Annotated in this window: 24 protein-coding genes; 23 read left to right on the top strand and 1 reads right to left on the bottom strand. The window is 39.2% G+C overall.

Features of this window, described 5'->3' with window-relative positions; genetic code table 11:
* Positions 1–26: 26 nt before the first annotated feature.
* From QM877_RS04345 to QM877_RS04300, 10 genes are all read left to right on the top strand, one after another.
* Positions 27–704 carry a lysostaphin resistance A-like protein gene (locus QM877_RS04345; protein WP_414317706.1) on the top strand — a complete coding sequence of 226 codons (678 nt, stop codon included), beginning with the start codon at positions 27–29 and terminating at the stop codon, positions 702–704.
* A gap of 11 nt (positions 705–715) precedes the next feature.
* Positions 716–1,384, top strand: a complete 669-nt coding sequence (locus QM877_RS04340; protein ID WP_414317705.1) for a lysostaphin resistance A-like protein — start codon at positions 716–718, stop codon at positions 1,382–1,384.
* A 120-nt stretch (positions 1,385–1,504) separates the two neighbouring features.
* Entirely contained in the window at positions 1,505–2,179 is a 675-nt protein-coding gene (locus QM877_RS04335) for a lysostaphin resistance A-like protein (RefSeq protein ID WP_414317704.1), read from the top strand.
* 161 nt (positions 2,180–2,340) lie between these two features.
* Positions 2,341–3,036, top strand: a complete 696-nt coding sequence (locus QM877_RS04330) for an AzlC family ABC transporter permease (protein WP_075227925.1) — start codon at positions 2,341–2,343, stop codon at positions 3,034–3,036.
* Positions 3,026–3,349, top strand: coding sequence for an AzlD domain-containing protein (locus QM877_RS04325; RefSeq protein WP_049548103.1), 324 nt, complete (start codon positions 3,026–3,028; stop codon positions 3,347–3,349). The genes QM877_RS04330 and QM877_RS04325 overlap by 11 nt, the downstream gene beginning before the upstream one ends.
* A gap of 102 nt (positions 3,350–3,451) precedes the next feature.
* Positions 3,452–4,294 (top strand): amino acid ABC transporter substrate-binding protein, encoded by an 843-nt coding sequence (locus QM877_RS04320; protein WP_414317703.1) that lies wholly within the window; start codon positions 3,452–3,454, stop codon positions 4,292–4,294.
* Positions 4,295–4,447: 153 nt separating this feature from the next.
* Positions 4,448–5,302 carry a MetQ/NlpA family ABC transporter substrate-binding protein gene (locus QM877_RS04315; protein ID WP_414317702.1) on the top strand — a complete coding sequence of 285 codons (855 nt, stop codon included), beginning with the start codon at positions 4,448–4,450 and terminating at the stop codon, positions 5,300–5,302.
* Positions 5,303–5,423: 121 nt separating this feature from the next.
* Positions 5,424–6,797, top strand: coding sequence for a M20 family metallopeptidase (locus tag QM877_RS04310; RefSeq protein WP_414317701.1), 1,374 nt, complete (start codon positions 5,424–5,426; stop codon positions 6,795–6,797).
* On the top strand, positions 6,790–7,851 hold the full coding sequence (locus tag QM877_RS04305; protein WP_049548100.1) for a methionine ABC transporter ATP-binding protein: 1,062 nt from the start codon (positions 6,790–6,792) through the stop codon (positions 7,849–7,851). Before QM877_RS04310 ends, QM877_RS04305 begins: the two co-directional genes overlap by 8 nt.
* Before the next feature lies 1 nt (position 7,852).
* Positions 7,853–8,545, top strand: coding sequence for a methionine ABC transporter permease (locus QM877_RS04300; RefSeq protein WP_414317700.1), 693 nt, complete (start codon positions 7,853–7,855; stop codon positions 8,543–8,545).
* 208 nt (positions 8,546–8,753) lie between these two features.
* Here QM877_RS04300 and QM877_RS04295 read toward each other — a convergent pair whose 3' ends face one another.
* Positions 8,754–9,323, bottom strand: a complete 570-nt coding sequence (locus tag QM877_RS04295; protein WP_414273090.1) for an MptD family putative ECF transporter S component — start codon at positions 9,321–9,323, stop codon at positions 8,754–8,756.
* A 131-nt stretch (positions 9,324–9,454) separates the two neighbouring features.
* Between QM877_RS04295 and QM877_RS04290 the strand changes: the two genes are divergently transcribed.
* The 13 genes from QM877_RS04290 to QM877_RS04230 all read left to right on the top strand — a co-directional run bounded on the left by QM877_RS04290 (position 9,455) and on the right by QM877_RS04230 (position 18,079).
* Positions 9,455–10,306 (top strand): Rgg/GadR/MutR family transcriptional regulator, encoded by an 852-nt coding sequence (locus tag QM877_RS04290; protein WP_414317699.1) that lies wholly within the window; start codon positions 9,455–9,457, stop codon positions 10,304–10,306.
* A gap of 188 nt (positions 10,307–10,494) precedes the next feature.
* A complete protein-coding gene (locus QM877_RS04285) occupies positions 10,495–11,742 on the top strand; it encodes a transporter (protein ID WP_414317698.1) in 1,248 nt (415 codons plus the stop codon).
* A gap of 80 nt (positions 11,743–11,822) precedes the next feature.
* Positions 11,823–13,103, top strand: a complete 1,281-nt coding sequence (hisS, locus tag QM877_RS04280; RefSeq protein WP_414317697.1) for a histidine--tRNA ligase — start codon at positions 11,823–11,825, stop codon at positions 13,101–13,103.
* Entirely contained in the window at positions 13,103–13,567 is a 465-nt protein-coding gene (locus QM877_RS04275; RefSeq protein WP_373094688.1) for a hypothetical protein, read from the top strand. The genes hisS and QM877_RS04275 overlap by 1 nt, the downstream gene beginning before the upstream one ends.
* A 9-nt stretch (positions 13,568–13,576) precedes the next feature.
* The gene (locus QM877_RS04270; protein ID WP_414317696.1) at positions 13,577–13,783 is read left to right on the top strand and encodes a helix-turn-helix transcriptional regulator; all 207 of its coding nucleotides are present in this window, start codon (positions 13,577–13,579) and stop codon (positions 13,781–13,783) included.
* Positions 13,783–13,971: a hypothetical protein gene (locus QM877_RS04265; protein ID WP_075229661.1), complete on the top strand. Its 189-nt coding sequence runs from the start codon at positions 13,783–13,785 to the stop codon at positions 13,969–13,971. Before QM877_RS04270 ends, QM877_RS04265 begins: the two co-directional genes overlap by 1 nt.
* The gene (locus QM877_RS04260) at positions 13,958–14,155 is read left to right on the top strand and encodes a hypothetical protein (RefSeq protein ID WP_371607921.1); all 198 of its coding nucleotides are present in this window, start codon (positions 13,958–13,960) and stop codon (positions 14,153–14,155) included. Before QM877_RS04265 ends, QM877_RS04260 begins: the two co-directional genes overlap by 14 nt.
* Positions 14,152–14,898 carry a DUF3169 family protein gene (locus tag QM877_RS04255; protein ID WP_414317695.1) on the top strand — a complete coding sequence of 249 codons (747 nt, stop codon included), beginning with the start codon at positions 14,152–14,154 and terminating at the stop codon, positions 14,896–14,898. Before QM877_RS04260 ends, QM877_RS04255 begins: the two co-directional genes overlap by 4 nt.
* 55 nt (positions 14,899–14,953) lie before the next feature.
* On the top strand, positions 14,954–15,667 hold the full coding sequence (locus tag QM877_RS04250) for a DUF3169 family protein (protein WP_414317694.1): 714 nt from the start codon (positions 14,954–14,956) through the stop codon (positions 15,665–15,667).
* 11 nt (positions 15,668–15,678) lie between these two features.
* A complete protein-coding gene (locus QM877_RS04245) occupies positions 15,679–16,503 on the top strand; it encodes an ABC transporter ATP-binding protein (RefSeq protein ID WP_414317693.1) in 825 nt (274 codons plus the stop codon).
* The gene (locus QM877_RS04240; protein ID WP_414317692.1) at positions 16,496–17,194 is read left to right on the top strand and encodes an ABC transporter permease; all 699 of its coding nucleotides are present in this window, start codon (positions 16,496–16,498) and stop codon (positions 17,192–17,194) included. Before QM877_RS04245 ends, QM877_RS04240 begins: the two co-directional genes overlap by 8 nt.
* 9 nt (positions 17,195–17,203) lie before the next feature.
* Complete coding sequence (locus QM877_RS04235) at positions 17,204–17,845, top strand: CPBP family intramembrane glutamic endopeptidase (RefSeq protein WP_248034479.1); 642 nt, start codon at positions 17,204–17,206, stop codon at positions 17,843–17,845.
* An 18-nt stretch (positions 17,846–17,863) separates the two neighbouring features.
* A complete protein-coding gene (locus tag QM877_RS04230; protein WP_248034478.1) occupies positions 17,864–18,079 on the top strand; it encodes a hypothetical protein in 216 nt (71 codons plus the stop codon).
* Positions 18,080–18,155 lie beyond the last annotated feature (76 nt).

The raw sequence follows: 18,155 nt of genomic DNA, 5'->3' as shown, positions 1-18,155 counted from the left end.
GATAAAATAGTATAGGAAGTAATTCAATGCAGAAAATGAAAGAAATGAAATTTCATCTAGCAACTGGCTTGTTGCTTTTGACCTATTACCTCATTTTTAATGTCATACCAGACTTAGATTTTACTGTAGCTTTGTCTGATGAGATCTACTATGTGTTCCAGGTTTTATTGGTACTTATTCTGGGAACTGTATCTACAATTATTTTTGTCAAAAGTGAACATTGGAAAGAGTGCGGTCACTTCCAGTTTCGTTGGTCTTACCTAGGTGTTTTCTTTCTTTCTTTTTTCTTATTATTTGTGTGGGCAAATCTAGCAACACGTATCTTTCCTCGTACGCAAAATGGAAGTACGGTAGTGGAAGTAGCCACCAGTTTGACAGGAATTAGCTATTTTATCACGCGTGTACTTTACGGTAGCTTTATTGCACCTATAGCAGAAGAAATCGTGTGTCGTGGTTTTTTGATGACAAGCTTGTCTAAATTTAAAAACTACTATATTGATGTTCTTGTTTCTGCTGCCATATTTGGCGCTATGCATGTTTTACAGCATGGTTGGATAACGACAGATTTCATACTCTACTTTGTAATGGGCTTGATATTTTGCATGATGTTTCGCTGTACACGCTCTATTTATTGGACCATAGCTTTACATGCTTCATGGAATACCTTCTTGCTTATTGTTAGTTTATTGGTGTTTGGATTTTAGAAGGGTGATATATGAAAAAGATAATCTCACGTTACTACTTGTTTGTAGCTATTCTACTTATCATTGCGGACCAGTTCTTCATCCGTCTGGTTTTACACAGCGACTTGGCTGCTGGTCTATCTGATTTTGGCTATTATTTTTCGGATATGATGTTGAATTTTCTTGTGGTTTTACTTGCTCTTGTTGCCATGATTTGGTCAGGAAAATGGCAACAAATTAATAGCAGAAAATTTAAAGGGTCCTATCTTTTCTATTCCTTTTTAGCTCTTCTAGCTTTTTTTGTTTGGAATTTCGTTACATTTTTTATTTTCCCGTCCACCCAAAATGAAATTTCTTATCAACTGGATCTTCCTACTTTTACAGGTCCTACTGCATTTTTGATGTATTTTTTCTATCCTGTGATTGCAGGTCCCATTTTTGAAGAGATGATTTATCGTGGATTGGTGATGACCGCTTTGGAAAAAGGGAAAAAATGGGGACTGGATGTGCTCGGTTCGGCTACTTTATTTGGAATTCTGCATATCAGTAGTCATGGTTGGGTCTTGACAGACTTTTTCGTATATATGGGTGGTGGTCTAATAATGGCAGTCTTTTTTAGAGTGACAAAGTCTATTTATTGGCCTATTGGACTGCATATAGTTAATAATGCCATTGCTCAAATTCTACCTTTGTTATTTTAGTGGATTTTAAGAATCTTAAATCAAGGGAAAAGTCCTAATTGCGGTGCTTTTGATTGGATAAAAGGGATTTGGGGAAGTTTAGCTGGAAGATGGTGTAACTAAAACTTAAAAGGATCAACGATGAAAAAGAAAGATAAGAAATTCTACTTGTCAACTGTTTTGATAATAGTCACCTATTACTTAATTTTTAATTGTGTAGCAAGGTTAGAATTTGTTAACCAATTATCAGATTTTGGATTTTATGGCTTACAAATTTTATTGATAGCTCTTGAGGGGATTGCTGCTACAGTGGTTCTTGTAAAGAGTCAAGGTTGGAAAGAATGCGGTCGCTTCCAGTTCCGTTGGGCTTATCTGGGTGTCTTCTTTCTTTTCTTTATACTGATGTTTGTGTGGGTAAATATAACGACTCTGATTTTTCCTAGCACGCAAAATGGGAGCGAAATGATGAAAGAAGCTGCTAATTTGACAGGAATTAGTTACTTTATTATGCGCATTCTCTATGGCAGTCTCATAGCTCCTATCGTTGAAGAGTTAGTTTTTCGTGGGCTTCTGATGACGGCATTGTCCAAATTTAAAAAGTATTATGTTGATGTCGTCGTTTCCTCCACACTCTTTAGTCTTATCCATGTTTTACAGTATGGCTGGGTGTTAACAGATTTCATCGTTTATGCAGGAGCAGGTCTCTTGTTCGGTATGCTATTTCGTTATACTCGTTCAGTTTATTGGCCAATGGCTCTTCATATCTTGTGGAATACATTTTTAATCGTTGTTAGTTTATTGGTATTTGGGTATTAAATCTAAAATAGTTTATAAGTTGCATCATGAGACTGGCCTCCCAGTCTTTTTCTGTTCTTGTCAGTCAGCAGACTTTTTTCTATTTTACGAATATGTTATAATAATGTTTGCTGTGACTGTTTGAAAAGCAGTTGCTGAAGGAATGATTAGTGAGGAAGTCTATGAAAGAAAAAGGATTTTGGGAGGGTGTGCAGGCTGCGGTGCCGACGGCTCTGGGCTATGTTAGCATCGGTCTTGCCTGTGGGATTATCGGTTCGCCCTATGTGACACCACTAGAAATGGGTCTGATGAGTCTCTTTGTTTATGCTGGGAGCGCTCAGTTTGCCATGATAGCTTTGATTGCAGTTCAAGCTCCAGTAGCTGCTATTGCGATGACGGTCTTTTTGATTAATCTGCGTCTCTTCTTGCTCAGTTTGCATGCATCGACCTATTTTCGTCATACCAGTCTTTGGCACAATATCGGCATGTCCAGCCTCTTGACCGATGAGACCTATGGCGTTTTGATGGGCGAGTTGGTGCATACGGATAAGGTCAATCCTATGTGGATGCACGGGAACAACCTTAACAGCTATGTGGCTTGGTTTGTCGGAACTGTTGTCGGAACTGCTCTAGGTGGACTTCTACCAAATCCAGAAATTTTTGGCTTAGATTTTGCTCTAGTGGGGATGTTTATTGGGATTTTTACTTCCCAGTTTCAGATTATGCAAAAACGGATTCCTTTGCGCAATCTCTTCATAATTTTAGCAGTTGTAGCTGTATCTTTCTTTTTGCTCTTGACGGTGGTGTCTCAGTCATTAGCTGTCTTGTTTGCGACCTTGCTAGGTTGTACCATGGGGGTGGTCTTGGATGGTCAGTAAGTATATTTTAATGGCAATCGTCTTTTCTGGTTTGGTGACTTGGATTCCAAGAATGATTCCTTTTATCCTAGCCAAGTACAAGGGTTTGCCGCCTATCGTAGAGCGCTTTTTGAAATTTCTACCAGTCTCTATTATCTTTGCCTTGATTCTTTCAAGTGTTGTGACAGGAAAAGTTGGAAGCCTTCCGCAGATAAAGTGGTTAGACTTTTTAGCAGTCTTTCCAACGGCTTTTGTAGCCTTTCGCTATCGCAATCTGGTAGGGACTGTTCTCTTTGGGGTGGTCTTGATAGCAGTCCTACGTTTGGTCTTTTAATCAGCCATAAAGAAAATCTATCACAAATATAGAAATCATATAATAGCGTAATTCCTTTTTTTCTGTTAAGATAAGATTGTATTCTATTTTGGAGGAAATATCATGAAAAAAATCGTTAAATATTCATCACTTGCTGCCCTAGGGCTTGTTGCTGCAGGTGTACTGGCAGCTTGTTCAGGTGGCGAAAAGAAAGATGCGGCGTCGGGTGAAGCAACAACTGCTAAGAAAGAAATCATCGTTGCAACTAACGGATCCCCAAAACCATTTATCTATGAAGAAAATGGTGAATTGACAGGTTACGAGATTGAGCTTATTCGTGCTATCTTTAAAGACTCAGACAAGTATACTGTTAAGTTTGAAAAGACAGAGTGGTCAGGGATTTTCCCAGGACTTGATAGCGATCGTTACCAAATGGCCGTTAACAACCTTAGTTATACCAAAGAACGTGCAGAGAAATACCTCTATGCAGCGCCAACTGCTAAAAACCCTAACGTTCTTGTTGTGAAGAAGGACGACACTATCATCAAGTCTCTTGATGATATAGGTGGGAAATCTACTGAAGTCGTTCAAGGAACAACCTCAGCTAAACAATTGGAAGCATACAACACAGAACATGCGGACAATCCAACTATCCTTAATTATACTAAGGCAGATTTCCAACAAATCATGTCTCGTTTGAGCGATGGACAATTTGACTATAAGATTTTTGACAAGATCGGTGTAGAGACAGTTATCAAAAACCAAGGTTTGGATAACTTGAAAGTCATCGAACTTCCAAGCGACCAACAACCATACGTATACCCACTTCTTGCTCAAGGTCAAGATGAGTTGAAGGCATTTGTTGACAAACGCATCCAAGAACTATATAAAGACGGAACCCTTGAAAAACTATCTCAACAGTTCTTTGGTGATTCTTACCTGCCAGCAGAAGCTGATATTAAATAAGTTTTTAAATCATCCATTCTCTGGTAGATGGATGGTTTTCCATTCTGTAGACATATAGTTTTAAACTATATGTCTGCCTATCTTAAAACAATTTGCTAAATCAAATAAAGTATGAGATACTATTACGGTATTATTTTTAAAGGAGAAACAATCATGAAAATCAAAAAATGGTTAGGCGTAGCAGCCCTTGCTACAGTAGCAGGCCTTGCACTTGCAGCTTGCGGAAATTCAGAAAAGAAAGCAGACAACGGAACAGTTGTTAAAATTGCAACAGTGAACCGTAGCGGTTCTGAGGAAGCACGTTGGGATAAAGTCCAAGAATTAGTTGAAAAAGACGGAATTAAATTGGAATTCACAGAGTTTACAGACTACTCACAACCAAACAAAGCAACTGCTGATGGTGAAGTAGACTTGAACGCTTTCCAACACTACAACTTCTTAAACAACTGGAACAAAGAAAACGGTAAAGACCTTGTTGCGATTGCAGATACTTACATTTCACCAATCCGTCTTTACTCAGGTTTGAACGGAAGTGAAAACAAGTACACTAAAGTCGAAGACATCCCAGCAAACGGTGAAATCGCAGTACCTAACGACGCTACAAACGAAAGTCGTGCTCTTTACTTGCTTCAATCAGCTGGTTTAATCAAGTTGGATGTTTCAGGAACTGCACTTGCGACAATCGCAAACATCACAGAAAATCCAAAGAACTTGAAAATCACTGAATTGGACGCAAGCCAAACAGCTCGTTCATTGTCATCAGTAGATGCAGCTGTTGTAAACAATACTTTCGTTACAGAAGCAAAATTGGACTACAAGAAAGCACTCTTTAAAGAGCAAGCTGATGAAAACTCAAAACAATGGTACAACATCATCGTTGCGAAAAAAGATTGGGAATCATCACCTAAAGCTGATGCAATCAAGAAAATTATCGCAGCTTACCACACTGATGAAGTGAAAAAAGTTATCGAAGAAACTTCAGACGGCTTGGATCAACCAGTTTGGTAATAAACACAGGGAGGTGGGAGAGATTTTTCCACCTCTTGCTTTTATATAGAGACTAAAGAAAAAGAATATCCACTTGTATTGATTCCAAAGGTACAAGTCCTAGTAGAAAGGTAGAGAGAAAATGGTTTTCCCTAGCCAAGAAGAACAAATTGAAAAGTTTGAAAAGGATCATGTAGCGCAACATTATTTTGAAGTTTTGCGTACCTTGATTTCTAAAAAATCTGTTTTTGCCCAACAAGTCGGCCTTAAAGAGGTGGCTCGTTATCTAGGCGAGATCTTCAAGCGTGTTGGTGCAGAAGTTGAGATTGACGAGAGCTATACAGCGCCTTTTGTCATGGCACATTTCAAAAGTTCACGACCAGATGCTAAGACCATCATTTTCTACAACCACTATGATACGGTACCAGCTGATGGTGACCAAGTGTGGACTGAGGATCCTTTTACTCTTTCTGTTCGCGATGGTATTATGTACGGACGAGGAGTCGATGATGACAAGGGGCATATCACTGCACGACTTAGTGCGCTGAGAAAATACATGCAGCATCATGATGATCTTCCAGTCAATATCAGCTTTATCATGGAAGGAGCAGAGGAGTCAGCCTCTGTTGACTTGGACAAATACCTAGAAAAGCATGCAGATAAGCTACGAGGTGCTGACTTGTTAGTCTGGGAACAGGGAACCAAAAATGCCTTGGAGCAATTAGAAATCTCAGGTGGTAATAAGGGAATTGTGACCTTTGATGCCAAGGTTAAGAGTGCTGATGTGGATATTCATTCTAGCTATGGAGGAGTCATAGAATCTGCTCCCTGGTACCTGATCCAAGCCTTGACCAGTCTTCGCGCTGCTGATGGCCGTATTTTGGTAGAAGGTTTGTACGATGATGTACAAGAGCCCAATGAACGAGAATTGGACTTGGTGGACACTTACGCCCAACGAAATCCAGGGGAAATTAGCCATATTTATGGTTTGAAATTGCCTCTTTTACAAGAGGATCGAGCAGCCTTTCTAAAACGATTCTTTTTTGAGCCAGCCCTTAATATCGAAGGGATCCAGTCAGGTTATCAAGGACAAGGAGTTAAAACGATTTTGCCTGCAGAAGCCAGCGCTAAGCTAGAAGTTCGTTTGGTTCCTGGTCTAGAACCGCATGATGTTCTGGAAAAAATTCGGAAACAGCTAGACAAAAATGGCTTTGATAAGGTAGAATTATACTATACCTTGGGAGAGATGAGTTATCGAAGCGATATGAGCGCACCAGCCATTCTCAATGTGATCGAGTTGGCCAAGAAATTTTATCCACAGGGCGTTTCAGTCTTGCCGACTACAGCTGGGACAGGACCTATGCATACGGTATTTGATGCTTTAGAAGTACCCATGGTTGCCTTTGGTCTAGGAAATGCCAATAGCCGAGATCACGGTGGAGATGAAAACGTGCGAATCGCCGATTATTACACCCATATTGAATTAGTAGAGGAGCTGATTAGAAGCTATGAGTAGAGATATTATCAAGTTAGATCAGATCGATGTGACTTTTCACCAAAAGAAGAGAACTATCACAGCGGTCAAGGATGTGACCATTCACATCCAAGAAGGGGATATCTACGGAATCGTTGGATATTCTGGAGCAGGGAAATCAACCCTAGTTCGTGTTATTAACCTCTTGCAAAAGCCATCTGCAGGGAAAATCACCATTGATGACGATGTGATTTTTGATGGCAAAGTGACCTTGACGGCCGAGCAGTTGCGTCGTAAACGTCAAGATATCGGAATGATTTTCCAACACTTTAACCTCATGAGCCAGAAAACAGCAGAGGAGAATGTAGCCTTTGCCCTCAAACACTCTGGACTCAGCAAGGAAGAAAAGAAGGCTAAAGTGGCTAAATTGCTTGACTTGGTTGGCTTGGCAGACCGTGCTGAAAACTACCCTTCACAATTATCTGGAGGGCAAAAACAGCGTGTGGCCATTGCGCGTGCTTTGGCAAATGATCCAAAAATCTTGATTTCAGACGAATCAACTTCTGCCCTTGATCCTAAGACAACCAAGCAGATTTTGGCCTTGTTGCAAGATTTGAACCAAAAATTAGGCTTGACTGTTGTCTTGATTACGCATGAAATGCAGATTGTCAAAGATATTGCCAATCGTGTGGCAGTCATGCAGGATGGTCATTTAATTGAGGAGGGTAGTGTTCTTGAAATCTTCTCAGACCCTAAACAACCTTTGACTCAAGACTTTATTTCAACAGCTACAGGTATTGACGAAGCCATGGTCAAAATCGAGAAGCAAGAAATCGTGGAACACCTATCTGAAAACAGTCTCTTGGTGCAACTCAAGTACGCAGGAGCTTCTACAGATGAGCCACTTTTAAATGAATTGTACAAGCACTACCAAGTAACGGCCAATATCCTCTACGGAAATATTGAAATTCTTGATGGGACTCCTGTTGGTGAGCTAGTAGTTGTCTTGTCAGGAGAAAAAGAAGCTTTGGAAGGTGCCCAGGCAGCTATCCGTGAGGCTGGTGTGCAACTAAAAGTACTGAAGGGAGGGCAGTAAGATGGCAGAATTGATTAAATCATACTTACCAAATGTCTATAAGATGGGCTGGTCAGGTCAGGCAGGCTGGGGAACAGCTATCTACTTGACTCTTTATATGACGGTTCTTTCCTTTATCATCGGAGGTTTCTTAGGACTGGTTGCAGGGCTTTTCCTTGTCTTGACAGCTCCAGGTGGTGTCTTGGAAAATAAAGTTGTTTTCTGGATTTTAGACAAGATTACCTCTATCTTCCGTGCGGTGCCATTCATCATTCTCTTGGCTGTCTTGTCACCCTTCTCTCATCTAATCGTAGGGACAAGTATCGGACCAAATGCGGCTATTGTCCCCCTATCTTTTGCAGTCTTTGCCTTCTTTGCTCGTCAGGTACAGGTGGTATTGGCAGAGCTAGATGGCGGTGTCATCGAGGCAGCTCAAGCTAGCGGAGCTACTTTCTGGGACATCGTAGGTGTTTACCTATCGGAAGGTCTACCAGACTTGATCCGTGTGACAACTGTGACCTTGATTTCACTAGTTGGTGAAACAGCTATGGCGGGAGCGGTCGGAGCAGGTGGTATCGGTAACGTAGCTATCGCCTATGGATTTAACCGTTTCAATCATGATGTAACAGTCCTTGCGACACTCATCATTATCCTGATTATCTTTACAATTCAGTTCTTGGGAGACTTTTTGACCAAGAAATTAAGTCATAAATAAAAAAAAGAGCCAGCTAGCTCTCAGATTGAAGAAAAAGTCAATTTTGGACAATTTTCTTCAATCTTTTTCTTTTATTAGAGAAAATAAAAAAACTCTTAAAAATAGCATGTATTAGCATTTCTAAGAGTTTTCAAGATATAGTAACTAAGTTACTTTAATTACCGAAAGGGTTTGTCTACCTACTGAGAGCCGTGTGGCTCTTTTTCTATCACATTTTATCTGCGAATTTCTTACTCAGCGCTTGTCCAATAAGGGCACCGAGTAGAGCGCCGATAAGGACGCTTGCTACAAAGAGAAGGATAGTACCAGGGTTAGGCGCGACCATGATGCGATCAATATAGTCCTGAGATTTTCCACGAGCAACTAGGGTTGCTATGTAAGCTTGAGGTGTCAACCACATGAGTAGGATGGGACCTGTAGTACCAAAAGCAAAAACTAGGAAGGAAAGAAGGTTTTTAACCTTATCCTTGTAATGTCCTAGGTGAGCGATGGCATCTGCTACAAGACCGCAGATAATACCTGGCAGAAAGGCTCCAGCACCATGCTTGCTCCCGAGGAAAAAGAGAGCAATTACAAGTCCAATCGTAGTAATCGCTCCAAAACGAGGAACCTTTGCTAAAAGGATCATATAGACGCTACCACCCACAAGAGCAGAAAAAGCAGGGGCGTAAAACATATTTCCAGTGTGGTCGACAAGGTTTCCTAGTAGAACACCCACTCCGATACAGAGAAAGTAGACAAGGGCAGCTACAAGGGTCGTCAAGATATTCTTTTTCATAAATTCTCCTTCGTATATCTGATGTTATTCATTGTATCATGCCTGTGGCAGATTGTAAATGCTGGTTTGGAACTAGTATTTATTAGGAAATGTGGTAAAATAGGAAAAAATAAAAGACGAGTGGTAAGAGGATGAAGAATTTAGGAAAAGTTTTTAAAGAGTTACGAGAATCAAGAAAAATTTCCTTGAGAAAAGCAACAGGTGGACGCTTTTCAGCATCCTTATTGTCGCGTTTTGAAAATGGTCAGAGTGAAATATCTGCTCCAAAGTTAATCACAGCTTTGGAGAATATTCATGCGAGTATGGAAGAATTGTTATTTTTGGCGAGAGGTTTTCATCAGGATGCCTATTCTGAATTTAGAAACAGAATAGTTGAGGCTATTGACCCTCAAGATTTGACATCCTTGCGCACTCTCTACCAGAGAGAATATCAACAACTTCCTTTTTCAAAAGATAGACAGCAACACATTCTCAATGCTATTTTAATAAAATCCTATATGAAAGCCATTGATGAGACGGTTACATTGACCGCTGAGGAAGAAAGAGTCCTACATGATTATCTATTTTCTGTCGAAATTTGGGGACACTATGAATTGTTGTTCTTTTCTTCCTGTTCTCCTCTTTTATCGGTCCAGCTTTTTACAAAGTACACTCGAGAAATGTTGCGGAAGTCAGATTTCTTGCAAGGAGTTGGGAAAAATCGAAATATAATGCACACCTTGCTCCTCAATGGTTTTATGGCCTGTATTGAAGTTGATGATGTTACCAATGCCCTCTATTTCAAAAAACAAATTGAAAAGAACTTCTTTGAAGAAAATGAAACCTATTTTCGAATAGTCTACCTATGGGCAGAAGGTTTGCTTGATAGTAAGCAAGGAAGAGCGGAGGAAGGACAGAGAAAGATGGAGGACGCTATTCGTATTTTCGAGATGATTGGTTGTAGCAAATCTGCTGACTATTATAGAAGCGCCATGAAGTGTTGAATATCTGCAACTAGATAAAATAACTTGAAACGATAGGACTGTGAAGATACTCATTAGTAGTAGAAAATTCTAGCGTTTTTGTTATTCGTTTAATCTGTTGCATATATTCAAAAACATCTTCTCGTAAGATTCTTGATGCTATACTAGAGCTACCATAAAAGTAGTATGTGAGAAAGAGAGGAATCTATATGAAACTATTACTAAGAAATCAAGCATACAGAGTTTTGAGCTTATCACGATTTTTCAATGCTTTTGGAGCTTCCATTTTTAATTTAGTCTTTGTGGTCTATGCCTCAACTTTGCCAGAGGCTTCTGTTGCCGTTGCTATGGCGAATGTTGTGATGATGCTTCCAACTCTTTTTACAGTTTTTGTGGGAATTCGGGCAGATTACACGAGGGACAAGGTCAAATGGATGACCTATGTCGGTTTATTTCAGGCGGTTTTATTTTTTCTAGCAGCCCTAGTTGTTCAGCAAGCTAGTTTCTTTGCCTTTTCGACCCTTTGCATCATCAATGTCATTAGTGATGTAGCCAGTGATTTTGCGGGTGGCTTGCGAATGCCTCTCGTTAAAGAAAAAGTAGCAGAGCCAGATTTGATGGAGGCCTATTCCTTTTCACAGTTTATTACCTACATCTCTGCGATTGGCGGGCAGGCTTTCGGAGTATGGCTATTAGGGGTGTCGACACAGAACTTTTCGCTCGTAGCGGGAATCAATGCCATATTTTTCCTAGTGTCAGCTCTCATTCTCTTTTTAGGAAGGGCTGAATTAAGCTTATCAATTCCACTTGTTGATAGTAAATCACTGAAAAATGAGAAGCTTTCTATCAAAGATCAGTTTTTAACGATTTACGGAAACTTACGTCTTGTTTTTCTTAAAAGTGGACAGAAAAACTTTGGTTTTATGCTCTTTGCTATCTTGCTTATCAATGCTTTGGGTGGTGCCTTAGGTGGTATCTATAACATCTTCCTTTTAAAACATTCCTTACTGAATTTTTCCTACAAGGATGCCTTGTTTATCTTACAATTGATTACCTTATTAGCAGTCATCATCAGTAGCCTTACGGGAAATGACTATTTTGGGAAGCAATCATTGCCTAGATTGATGATGTGGGTCACATTAGGAGCCAGTCTAGTTGGTCTATCTAATTTGTTAAACCAAGTCTTGTTCGGGATGCTTTTCGTCTTTTTTACCATGTATATCTCTGGTAAAATTTCCCCTAAAATTAGTGCTCTGCTCATGAAAAATCTTGCTCCAGAAGTTCTCTCTCGTACCAGTAATTTTTTAGGTTTGTTGTTTACTCTATCTATACCAGTGGGGACGGCCTGTTTTTCACTGGTGGCGGTATGGGATATACAGTTGACTTGGATACTTTTCGTAGATCTTTCTCTGATAGCTATTCTTCTGACAAGTCTCAATCTCAAAAATGAAATTTAGGTGTTCGTCTTCTTTTCAGACTGTCCCAATCCCTTCATTTATGGTAAAATAGGACTATTAAGTTATAAAGAGGATTCCCTATGAAATTACAAAAACCAAAAGGAACGCAGGATATTTTACCTGCTGAGTCTGCCAAATGGCAGTACGTTGAAGGATTTGCGCGTGAAATCTTCAAACGCTACAACTATGCAGAAGTACGCACGCCTATTTTTGAGCACTACGAAGTCATCAGTCGTTCGGTTGGAGACACAACTGATATCGTAACCAAGGAAATGTATGACTTTTACGACAAGGGTGACCGCCATATCACTCTCCGTCCAGAGGGAACAGCACCAGTTGTTCGTTCTTATGTGGAAAATAAACTCTTCGCACCAGAAGTTCAAAAACCAAGCAAGTTCTACTACATGGGGCCAATGTTCCGCTATGAGCGCCCACAAGCAGGTCGCTTGCGTCAATTCCACCAGATCGGTGTGGAGTGCTTTGGTTCTAGCAATCCAGCGACAGATGTGGAAACAATCGCCATGGCAGCTCACTTCCTGAAAGAAATTGGTATTCAAGGGGTCAAACTCCACCTCAACACTCTTGGAAATCCAGAGAGCCGTGCGGCCTACCGTCAAGCCTTGATTGACTATTTGACACCACTTAAGGAGACCTTGTCTAAGGATAGCCAACGTCGCTTGGAGGAAAATCCTCTCCGTGTTTTGGACTCTAAGGAAAAAGAAGACAAGGTGGCAGTAGAGAATGCGCCGTCTATCTTGGATTACCTTGATGAAGAAAGCCAAGCTCATTTTGATGCCGTCCGTCAGATGCTGGAAAACCTCGGAGTAGACTACATCATCGATACCAATATGGTTCGTGGTTTGGACTACTACAACCACACGATTTTTGAATTCATCACTGAGATTGAGGGCAATGCCTTGACAGTCTGTGCAGGTGGTCGCTACGATGGCTTGGTTGCCTACTTTGGTGGTCCTGAGACTGCTGGTTTTGGGTTTGGACTTGGTGTAGAACGTCTCCTTTTAGTTCTTGAAAAGCAAGGTGTAGCTCTCCCTATCGAAAACGCCCTAGATGTCTATATCGCTGTTCTCGGTGAAGGAGCAAATCTTAAAGCTTTGGAGTTGGTGCAAGCTCTTCGCCAACAAGGTTTCAAAGCAGAGCGTGATTACCTCAACCGCAAGCTTAAAGCTCAGTTTAAGTCAGCCGATGTCTTTGCAGCTAAGACCCTCATCACTCTTGGAGAGAGCGAGGTCGAAAGCGGACAAGTGACAGTTAAGAATAACCAAACTCGAGAAGAAGTTCAAGTTTCGCTTGGTGCTATCAGTCAAAATTTCTCAGAAACCTTTGAAAAACTAGGATTTTAATAACACATAAACTGGTCAGGATTTTACTCCTGACCGTTTTCTTTTGCAAAATGACAAAAATCATAAACTTTTTGACAAATATGCTTGTCAAAAAGAAAAAGATGTGTTACAATATAATCAAGTTAAGAGAAAAGGAGAAAGGAACAATTATGTGGGCATTAGGATTTGTACCTCTTGTGTTTATGTTTTATCTCTATCATACCCAAAGGGTCAAGAAACTAGAGAATAAAATCAAAAGAATTGAGCAAAAACAGAAAGGAAATAAAGAAATGTCAAGATTATTAAAAGAATTGATTGGGAAAAAACCAACAATCTTTGGACAAGTTTTTGGGACAGACAATTGGGAAGTTGTAGATGTTGATGAGGAGTGGGTCAAGCTACGCCGTGTAAATAAAAAAGGAAAAGAAAAATTCAAACTACAACGCATTGAGGATATCCAAACCGTTGAATTTGACGGAAAGTAGGTGTGTGACATGCAACTAAAAAATCGTCTAAAAGAGCTTCGGGCTCGCGATGGTCTGAATCAAACAGAGCTGGCCAAACTAGCTGGCGTGTCTAGGCAGACCATTAGTCTACTGGAGCGAGATGAGTACACGCCATCCATCGTCATTGCCCTGAAGATTGCTCAGATATTCCATGAGTCTGTCGAGTCAGTCTTTCGCTTGGAGGAGGATGAGTGATGAACAAGTTTAAAGTGATTTATTACATGAGTGTTCTTGCCCTCATTGTGAATGCTTTCGCTATGGTTGGAACATTACTGGGGTGGTTCTATTTTGTTGAAAGTAAGTATTTGTTTTGGCTTAATTTAGCCCTCTTGTCCATTTTCAATCGGTTGAAGAAAAAGGAGAAAAATGATGAACAAGTATAAAGTGATTTATTATGTAGTTGCCCTAGCTTTATTAGTCAGCGTATTTCTACTGATTGGGATGGACCTAGGCTGGTTTAATCCATATCAAAGCAACCAATTTATTTGGGCCTACTTTGCTCTTATCCCAGTCGTTGACTGGATTGAAAAGAAAGTAAACAATTTAGCAAGTGAAAAAGGAGAATGAATATGAAAAAGAATAAGAAAGGTGGCTTGTTATTTTTAATGTCTGTTGTCTTTGGAGGTTTCTTGGGCGGTTTTGTAGGGATGTTTAAGGCCGGTGCCGAATCCTACGAAGTTATTTTAGATGTAAAAGTCTTGATACCCTGGATATCAGCTATTTGTTTACTGATAGGTTTCATTAGCATTCTTTTAACTTTCAATTTCTTAAAGAAAAGCAGAAAATTTCACTCCTTGTATCAAGAGGAAATGGATGATAATCTGAATGAAACCTATTATGTGCAAATGTATCGCAATCTTGAGTTTGGTAACATTGCTTTTAATATTACAAGCGTAGCGATTTTATTGGCTCTCTTCATTTCAGCAAGTGAAGTGGTTATACTAAATAGAAGCAATCTAACCTTATCTCTTTCTTTTTTGGGATTAGTATTGATTTTTAATGTTCAAAAATATTTTTATAAAACCATTGCGATTGTTCGCCAGTTTGATATGGTATTTTTCTCTATGCCAAAGGATATCTTAGGTTATGTCAATTCTTACGATGAAGGGGAGCGCCAGGCTAATTTGGAACAGAGTTTTCGGATTTTATTCCAATTACATCAGTATGTCTTGCCAGCTTTGTACTTTCTGATTGCTCTCTTTTCCTTACTGACAGGAGAGATTCAGTTACTAGCCTTCTTGCTCGTAGGAACAATCCATATTTATATCAATGTGATGCAGTTACCTATGGTAAAACGCTATTTCAAATAGGAAAGATCACTGAAACTACTTAAGGTTATTGGCTAGTTTAGATAGAGGTCAGAAAATGAATAATAATCGTAGATGGTTGAGAGTAGTAATGTGTATGTTAAGTGCTTTTGTAGTAGCCTTTGCCTACACTCTTAGAGGGATAGTTGAACAGATTCAAATGGAACAAGTCTTACCTACTATTTATGGAATCGCTCTTGTTATTGGAGGACTTTCCTTCGTTTTAGCCATGTATTATCTTGGTAAAAGTCGCGAAGTTTATACTCTTTATCAAAGGGCGACAGAGGAAGAAGATAGTAACCAAACCTATGTAAGAGCTTATCGTTACTTAGATTATGGTTCAGTTTCTTCAAATATTTTGATGATAGCAATGATGACCAGTGGGATCATACTAATTTCTCCGATATTTAAAAATACCTTGCTAATTCTTCCTACTCTTATTCTATTATGCTTATACATTATTGTTGCCAATTACTTGTTGCGAACTATTTTTATCGTTCGACACTATAAACTGTCTGCTTATTACACTCCAAAAGATATTTTAACCTATCTTAACAGTTATGATGAGGGAGAAAAGCAGGCAGAGATGGAGAGTGCCTTTTTAACTCTGTTTAGGCTGGATCAAATTATACTGCCATTGCTCTATATTTTACTGATAGTATTATCAGTTATTTTACGAGAAATACAAGTAGTTGCCTTAGTTCTTTTGATTATCATCCATCTTTATATAACTATCGCACAATTAAGAAAAACAAAACGTTATTTTAAATAAAAGGAGTTTCTATGATTCGTGTTGAAAATGTAAGCAAAAGTTTTGGGAGCAAAAAAGCTCTTCATCAGATTTTTTTTGAGATTAAGGAGGGTGAAATCTTTGGTTTTCTTGGGCCTTCTGGCTCAGGTAAAACAACTATGATCAATGTCTTAACAGGCCAGTTAACTGCAGATCAAGGTAACACAATTTTGTTAGGCAAGAATTCTCAAGATTTAACCTCAAATGATTTGGAACAAATCGGTATAGTTAGTGATGGCAGTGGTTTTTATGAAAAGATGAGTCTTTATAAAAATCTTCTCATCTATGCTAAGTTATATGGTCTCAAGTCAGATAGAGTAAATCAGGTGCTCCAACAGGTTGGATTGGCAGATGCTAAAGATATTATCGCAGAAAAACTATCTACAGGAATGAAACAACGAATGTTCTTGGCTCGTGCCCTTCTGAATGCTCCTAAGATTCTCTTTCTAGATGAGCCAACCAGTGGCTTAGACCCTACAACATCTAAGATGATTCATACCCTACTTCAAGAATTAAAGCAAGCTGGGACAACTATCTTTCTGACCACGCATGATATGAATGAAGCAACTTTGCTTTGTGATCGCTTATCTCTTTTAAATAAGGGAAATTTAATAGAGTATGGAAGCCCACAAGAGATTATTCAAAAATACCATGTGGATAAGAAAGTACGTGTAGGTTATAAAGATGGAAGAGAACAAATAGTTCCGTTTGAAGAATTACCGCATTTAGACACGACAGATTTGATGGTCGTTCACTCTTGTGAGCCAACTTTAGAAGAGATCTTTATCAGATTAACAGGAGAAAAGTTAGATGTTTAGAAAATTAAATGCCCTACTATGGTTAAGATTACAAGTTCTTATTAGCAATTCAACTTTGTTAGCAACTTTATTGATGCCTTTTGGTATTGCTGTTTTATTAAATGAATTTTTAAATAAGAATGGAGAAGTGAGTCTATTTTTACTATCTGCTAGCTTGACGATGGTTTTGAGCATGGGAAGTGGTTACATGGTATCAATTATGATGGCAGAAGATAAGGAAAAACGAAATCTCAAATCACTCATTCTAAGTGGTGTGACAGCAACAGAATATACTTTCAGTATGCTCGTTCTCCCGATTTTGATAATGTTGCTTGCTATGATTGTACTCCCCATCTATCTTAAAGTAGATGTATCTGGTTATTTATTTGCCTATGCTATCTATTTGCTCCTAGCAACTATATGTATTATTTTTCTCAACCTTCTAATCGGTGCAGTATCAGATACTCAATCTAAAGCGCAAGTCTATAGTATATTTCCTATGTTAATTGTCTCTTTTTTACCCACGATTGCTTCTCAAAATGATACGGTTCAAAAACTGTTGGACTATTCTTTTATCGGTCCTTTTGTAGGTCTATTAAAAGAAGGTGGAGGAGAATTGTCTCTGGGAAATCTTGGTCTTTTATTAGCATGGGTCCTTGTTCTAGGCCTAGCGAGTCTCTTTGTATTAAAAAATAGTTATAAAGGAAAATAGGAGTCTTTTATGAAATTACTTAAAAACATTGGCTGGTTTGTTCTTGCTTTCTTATCATTTTTGTTTATCTACGGTTTTATTCAGGCATTACCTCTGATTACTCTTAGCTTAGGTGCACCTATAATCGGTGTTCTTCCGCTTTATATTCTCTTGGCAGGAGCATTTACATTCTTAACATACAAGTGGTATAAGACAGGAACCGTTACGATTGAAAAAACAGCCCTCAACAAATACATCTGGTTGCCTGCCTTGGTATGGGCCCTTGTCATTGTTGCCCAATTCTTTTTGCCAAATGATCCATCAGTCAATCAACAGACGGCAGAACAATTGACTCATAATCAACCTCTCTTCGCTTTCTTCATGATAGTTGTCTTTGCGCCCCTGACAGAAGAGTTAACCTTTAGAGGTATGCTAGCTCGTTATGTCTTCCCTCAACAGGATAATGTCAAGCAGACAGCTCTCTTCCTACTTGTAAGTAGTATCATTTTTGCTCTTGTTCATTTCCCTGGCACTCCTCAACAATTTCTAGTTTATGCTTCACTTGGTTTTAGTTTGGGATTGGCTTATATCAGCAAAGGTGGTCTGGCTTATAGTATGGGATTGCATGCCTTGAACAATTTAATTTCATTTGTCATGATAATGATGCTATAATAGACTCAGGAGGAAGTCATGAAACGAGTGATATTATTAGCAGTGATTCAGGCAGTTGTTCTCTTCTTCATTATTGGAGCGCTTGCCTATGCTTTTAAAGGGGATTTCTTTTATAACTATCTAGCAGTTATCTTTGCACCAATTGCAGGTATTATGAGATTTGCAACAGCCTATGCAACGGAGATTGTTCTCCCTAAAAAGGCTGCAGAGATTGCTGCAAAGCGAAAAAAATAAAGAAATACCAAGTAAAATAAGATCCAGCGAATGACTTTGCTGGATTTTTTCATTTATAGCAGGATTCTTCTCAACT

The organism is Streptococcus infantis, assembly GCF_047463655.1.
GTDB classification, from domain to species: Bacteria; Bacillota; Bacilli; order Lactobacillales; family Streptococcaceae; genus Streptococcus; species Streptococcus infantis_Z.
The sequence above is the reverse complement of the archived record's forward strand: the minus strand, read 5'-3'. Positions and strand labels throughout refer to the sequence as shown.

Coding starts and splice junctions, on each gene's coding strand:
- QM877_RS04270 (WP_414317696.1), top strand. CDS start 13,577: ATGCAACTAAAAAATCGTCTAAAAGAGCTTCGGGCTCGCGATGGTCTG.
- QM877_RS04335 (WP_414317704.1), top strand. CDS start 1,505: ATGAAAAAGAAAGATAAGAAATTCTACTTGTCAACTGTTTTGATAATA.
- QM877_RS04320 (WP_414317703.1), top strand. CDS start 3,452: ATGAAAAAAATCGTTAAATATTCATCACTTGCTGCCCTAGGGCTTGTT.
- QM877_RS04345 (WP_414317706.1), top strand. CDS start 27: ATGCAGAAAATGAAAGAAATGAAATTTCATCTAGCAACTGGCTTGTTG.
- QM877_RS04235 (WP_248034479.1), top strand. CDS start 17,204: ATGAAATTACTTAAAAACATTGGCTGGTTTGTTCTTGCTTTCTTATCA.
- QM877_RS04250 (WP_414317694.1), top strand. CDS start 14,954: ATGAATAATAATCGTAGATGGTTGAGAGTAGTAATGTGTATGTTAAGT.
- QM877_RS04310 (WP_414317701.1), top strand. CDS start 5,424: ATGGTTTTCCCTAGCCAAGAAGAACAAATTGAAAAGTTTGAAAAGGAT.
- QM877_RS04340 (WP_414317705.1), top strand. CDS start 716: ATGAAAAAGATAATCTCACGTTACTACTTGTTTGTAGCTATTCTACTT.
- QM877_RS04265 (WP_075229661.1), top strand. CDS start 13,783: ATGAACAAGTTTAAAGTGATTTATTACATGAGTGTTCTTGCCCTCATT.
- QM877_RS04300 (WP_414317700.1), top strand. CDS start 7,853: ATGGCAGAATTGATTAAATCATACTTACCAAATGTCTATAAGATGGGC.
- QM877_RS04325 (WP_049548103.1), top strand. CDS start 3,026: ATGGTCAGTAAGTATATTTTAATGGCAATCGTCTTTTCTGGTTTGGTG.
- QM877_RS04305 (WP_049548100.1), top strand. CDS start 6,790: ATGAGTAGAGATATTATCAAGTTAGATCAGATCGATGTGACTTTTCAC.
- QM877_RS04290 (WP_414317699.1), top strand. CDS start 9,455: ATGAAGAATTTAGGAAAAGTTTTTAAAGAGTTACGAGAATCAAGAAAA.
- QM877_RS04230 (WP_248034478.1), top strand. CDS start 17,864: ATGAAACGAGTGATATTATTAGCAGTGATTCAGGCAGTTGTTCTCTTC.
- QM877_RS04255 (WP_414317695.1), top strand. CDS start 14,152: ATGAATATGAAAAAGAATAAGAAAGGTGGCTTGTTATTTTTAATGTCT.
- QM877_RS04260 (WP_371607921.1), top strand. CDS start 13,958: ATGAACAAGTATAAAGTGATTTATTATGTAGTTGCCCTAGCTTTATTA.
- hisS (WP_414317697.1), top strand. CDS start 11,823: ATGAAATTACAAAAACCAAAAGGAACGCAGGATATTTTACCTGCTGAG.
- QM877_RS04315 (WP_414317702.1), top strand. CDS start 4,448: ATGAAAATCAAAAAATGGTTAGGCGTAGCAGCCCTTGCTACAGTAGCA.
- QM877_RS04245 (WP_414317693.1), top strand. CDS start 15,679: ATGATTCGTGTTGAAAATGTAAGCAAAAGTTTTGGGAGCAAAAAAGCT.
- QM877_RS04285 (WP_414317698.1), top strand. CDS start 10,495: ATGAAACTATTACTAAGAAATCAAGCATACAGAGTTTTGAGCTTATCA.
- QM877_RS04295 (WP_414273090.1), bottom strand. CDS start 9,323: ATGAAAAAGAATATCTTGACGACCCTTGTAGCTGCCCTTGTCTACTTT.
- QM877_RS04240 (WP_414317692.1), top strand. CDS start 16,496: ATGTTTAGAAAATTAAATGCCCTACTATGGTTAAGATTACAAGTTCTT.
- QM877_RS04330 (WP_075227925.1), top strand. CDS start 2,341: ATGAAAGAAAAAGGATTTTGGGAGGGTGTGCAGGCTGCGGTGCCGACG.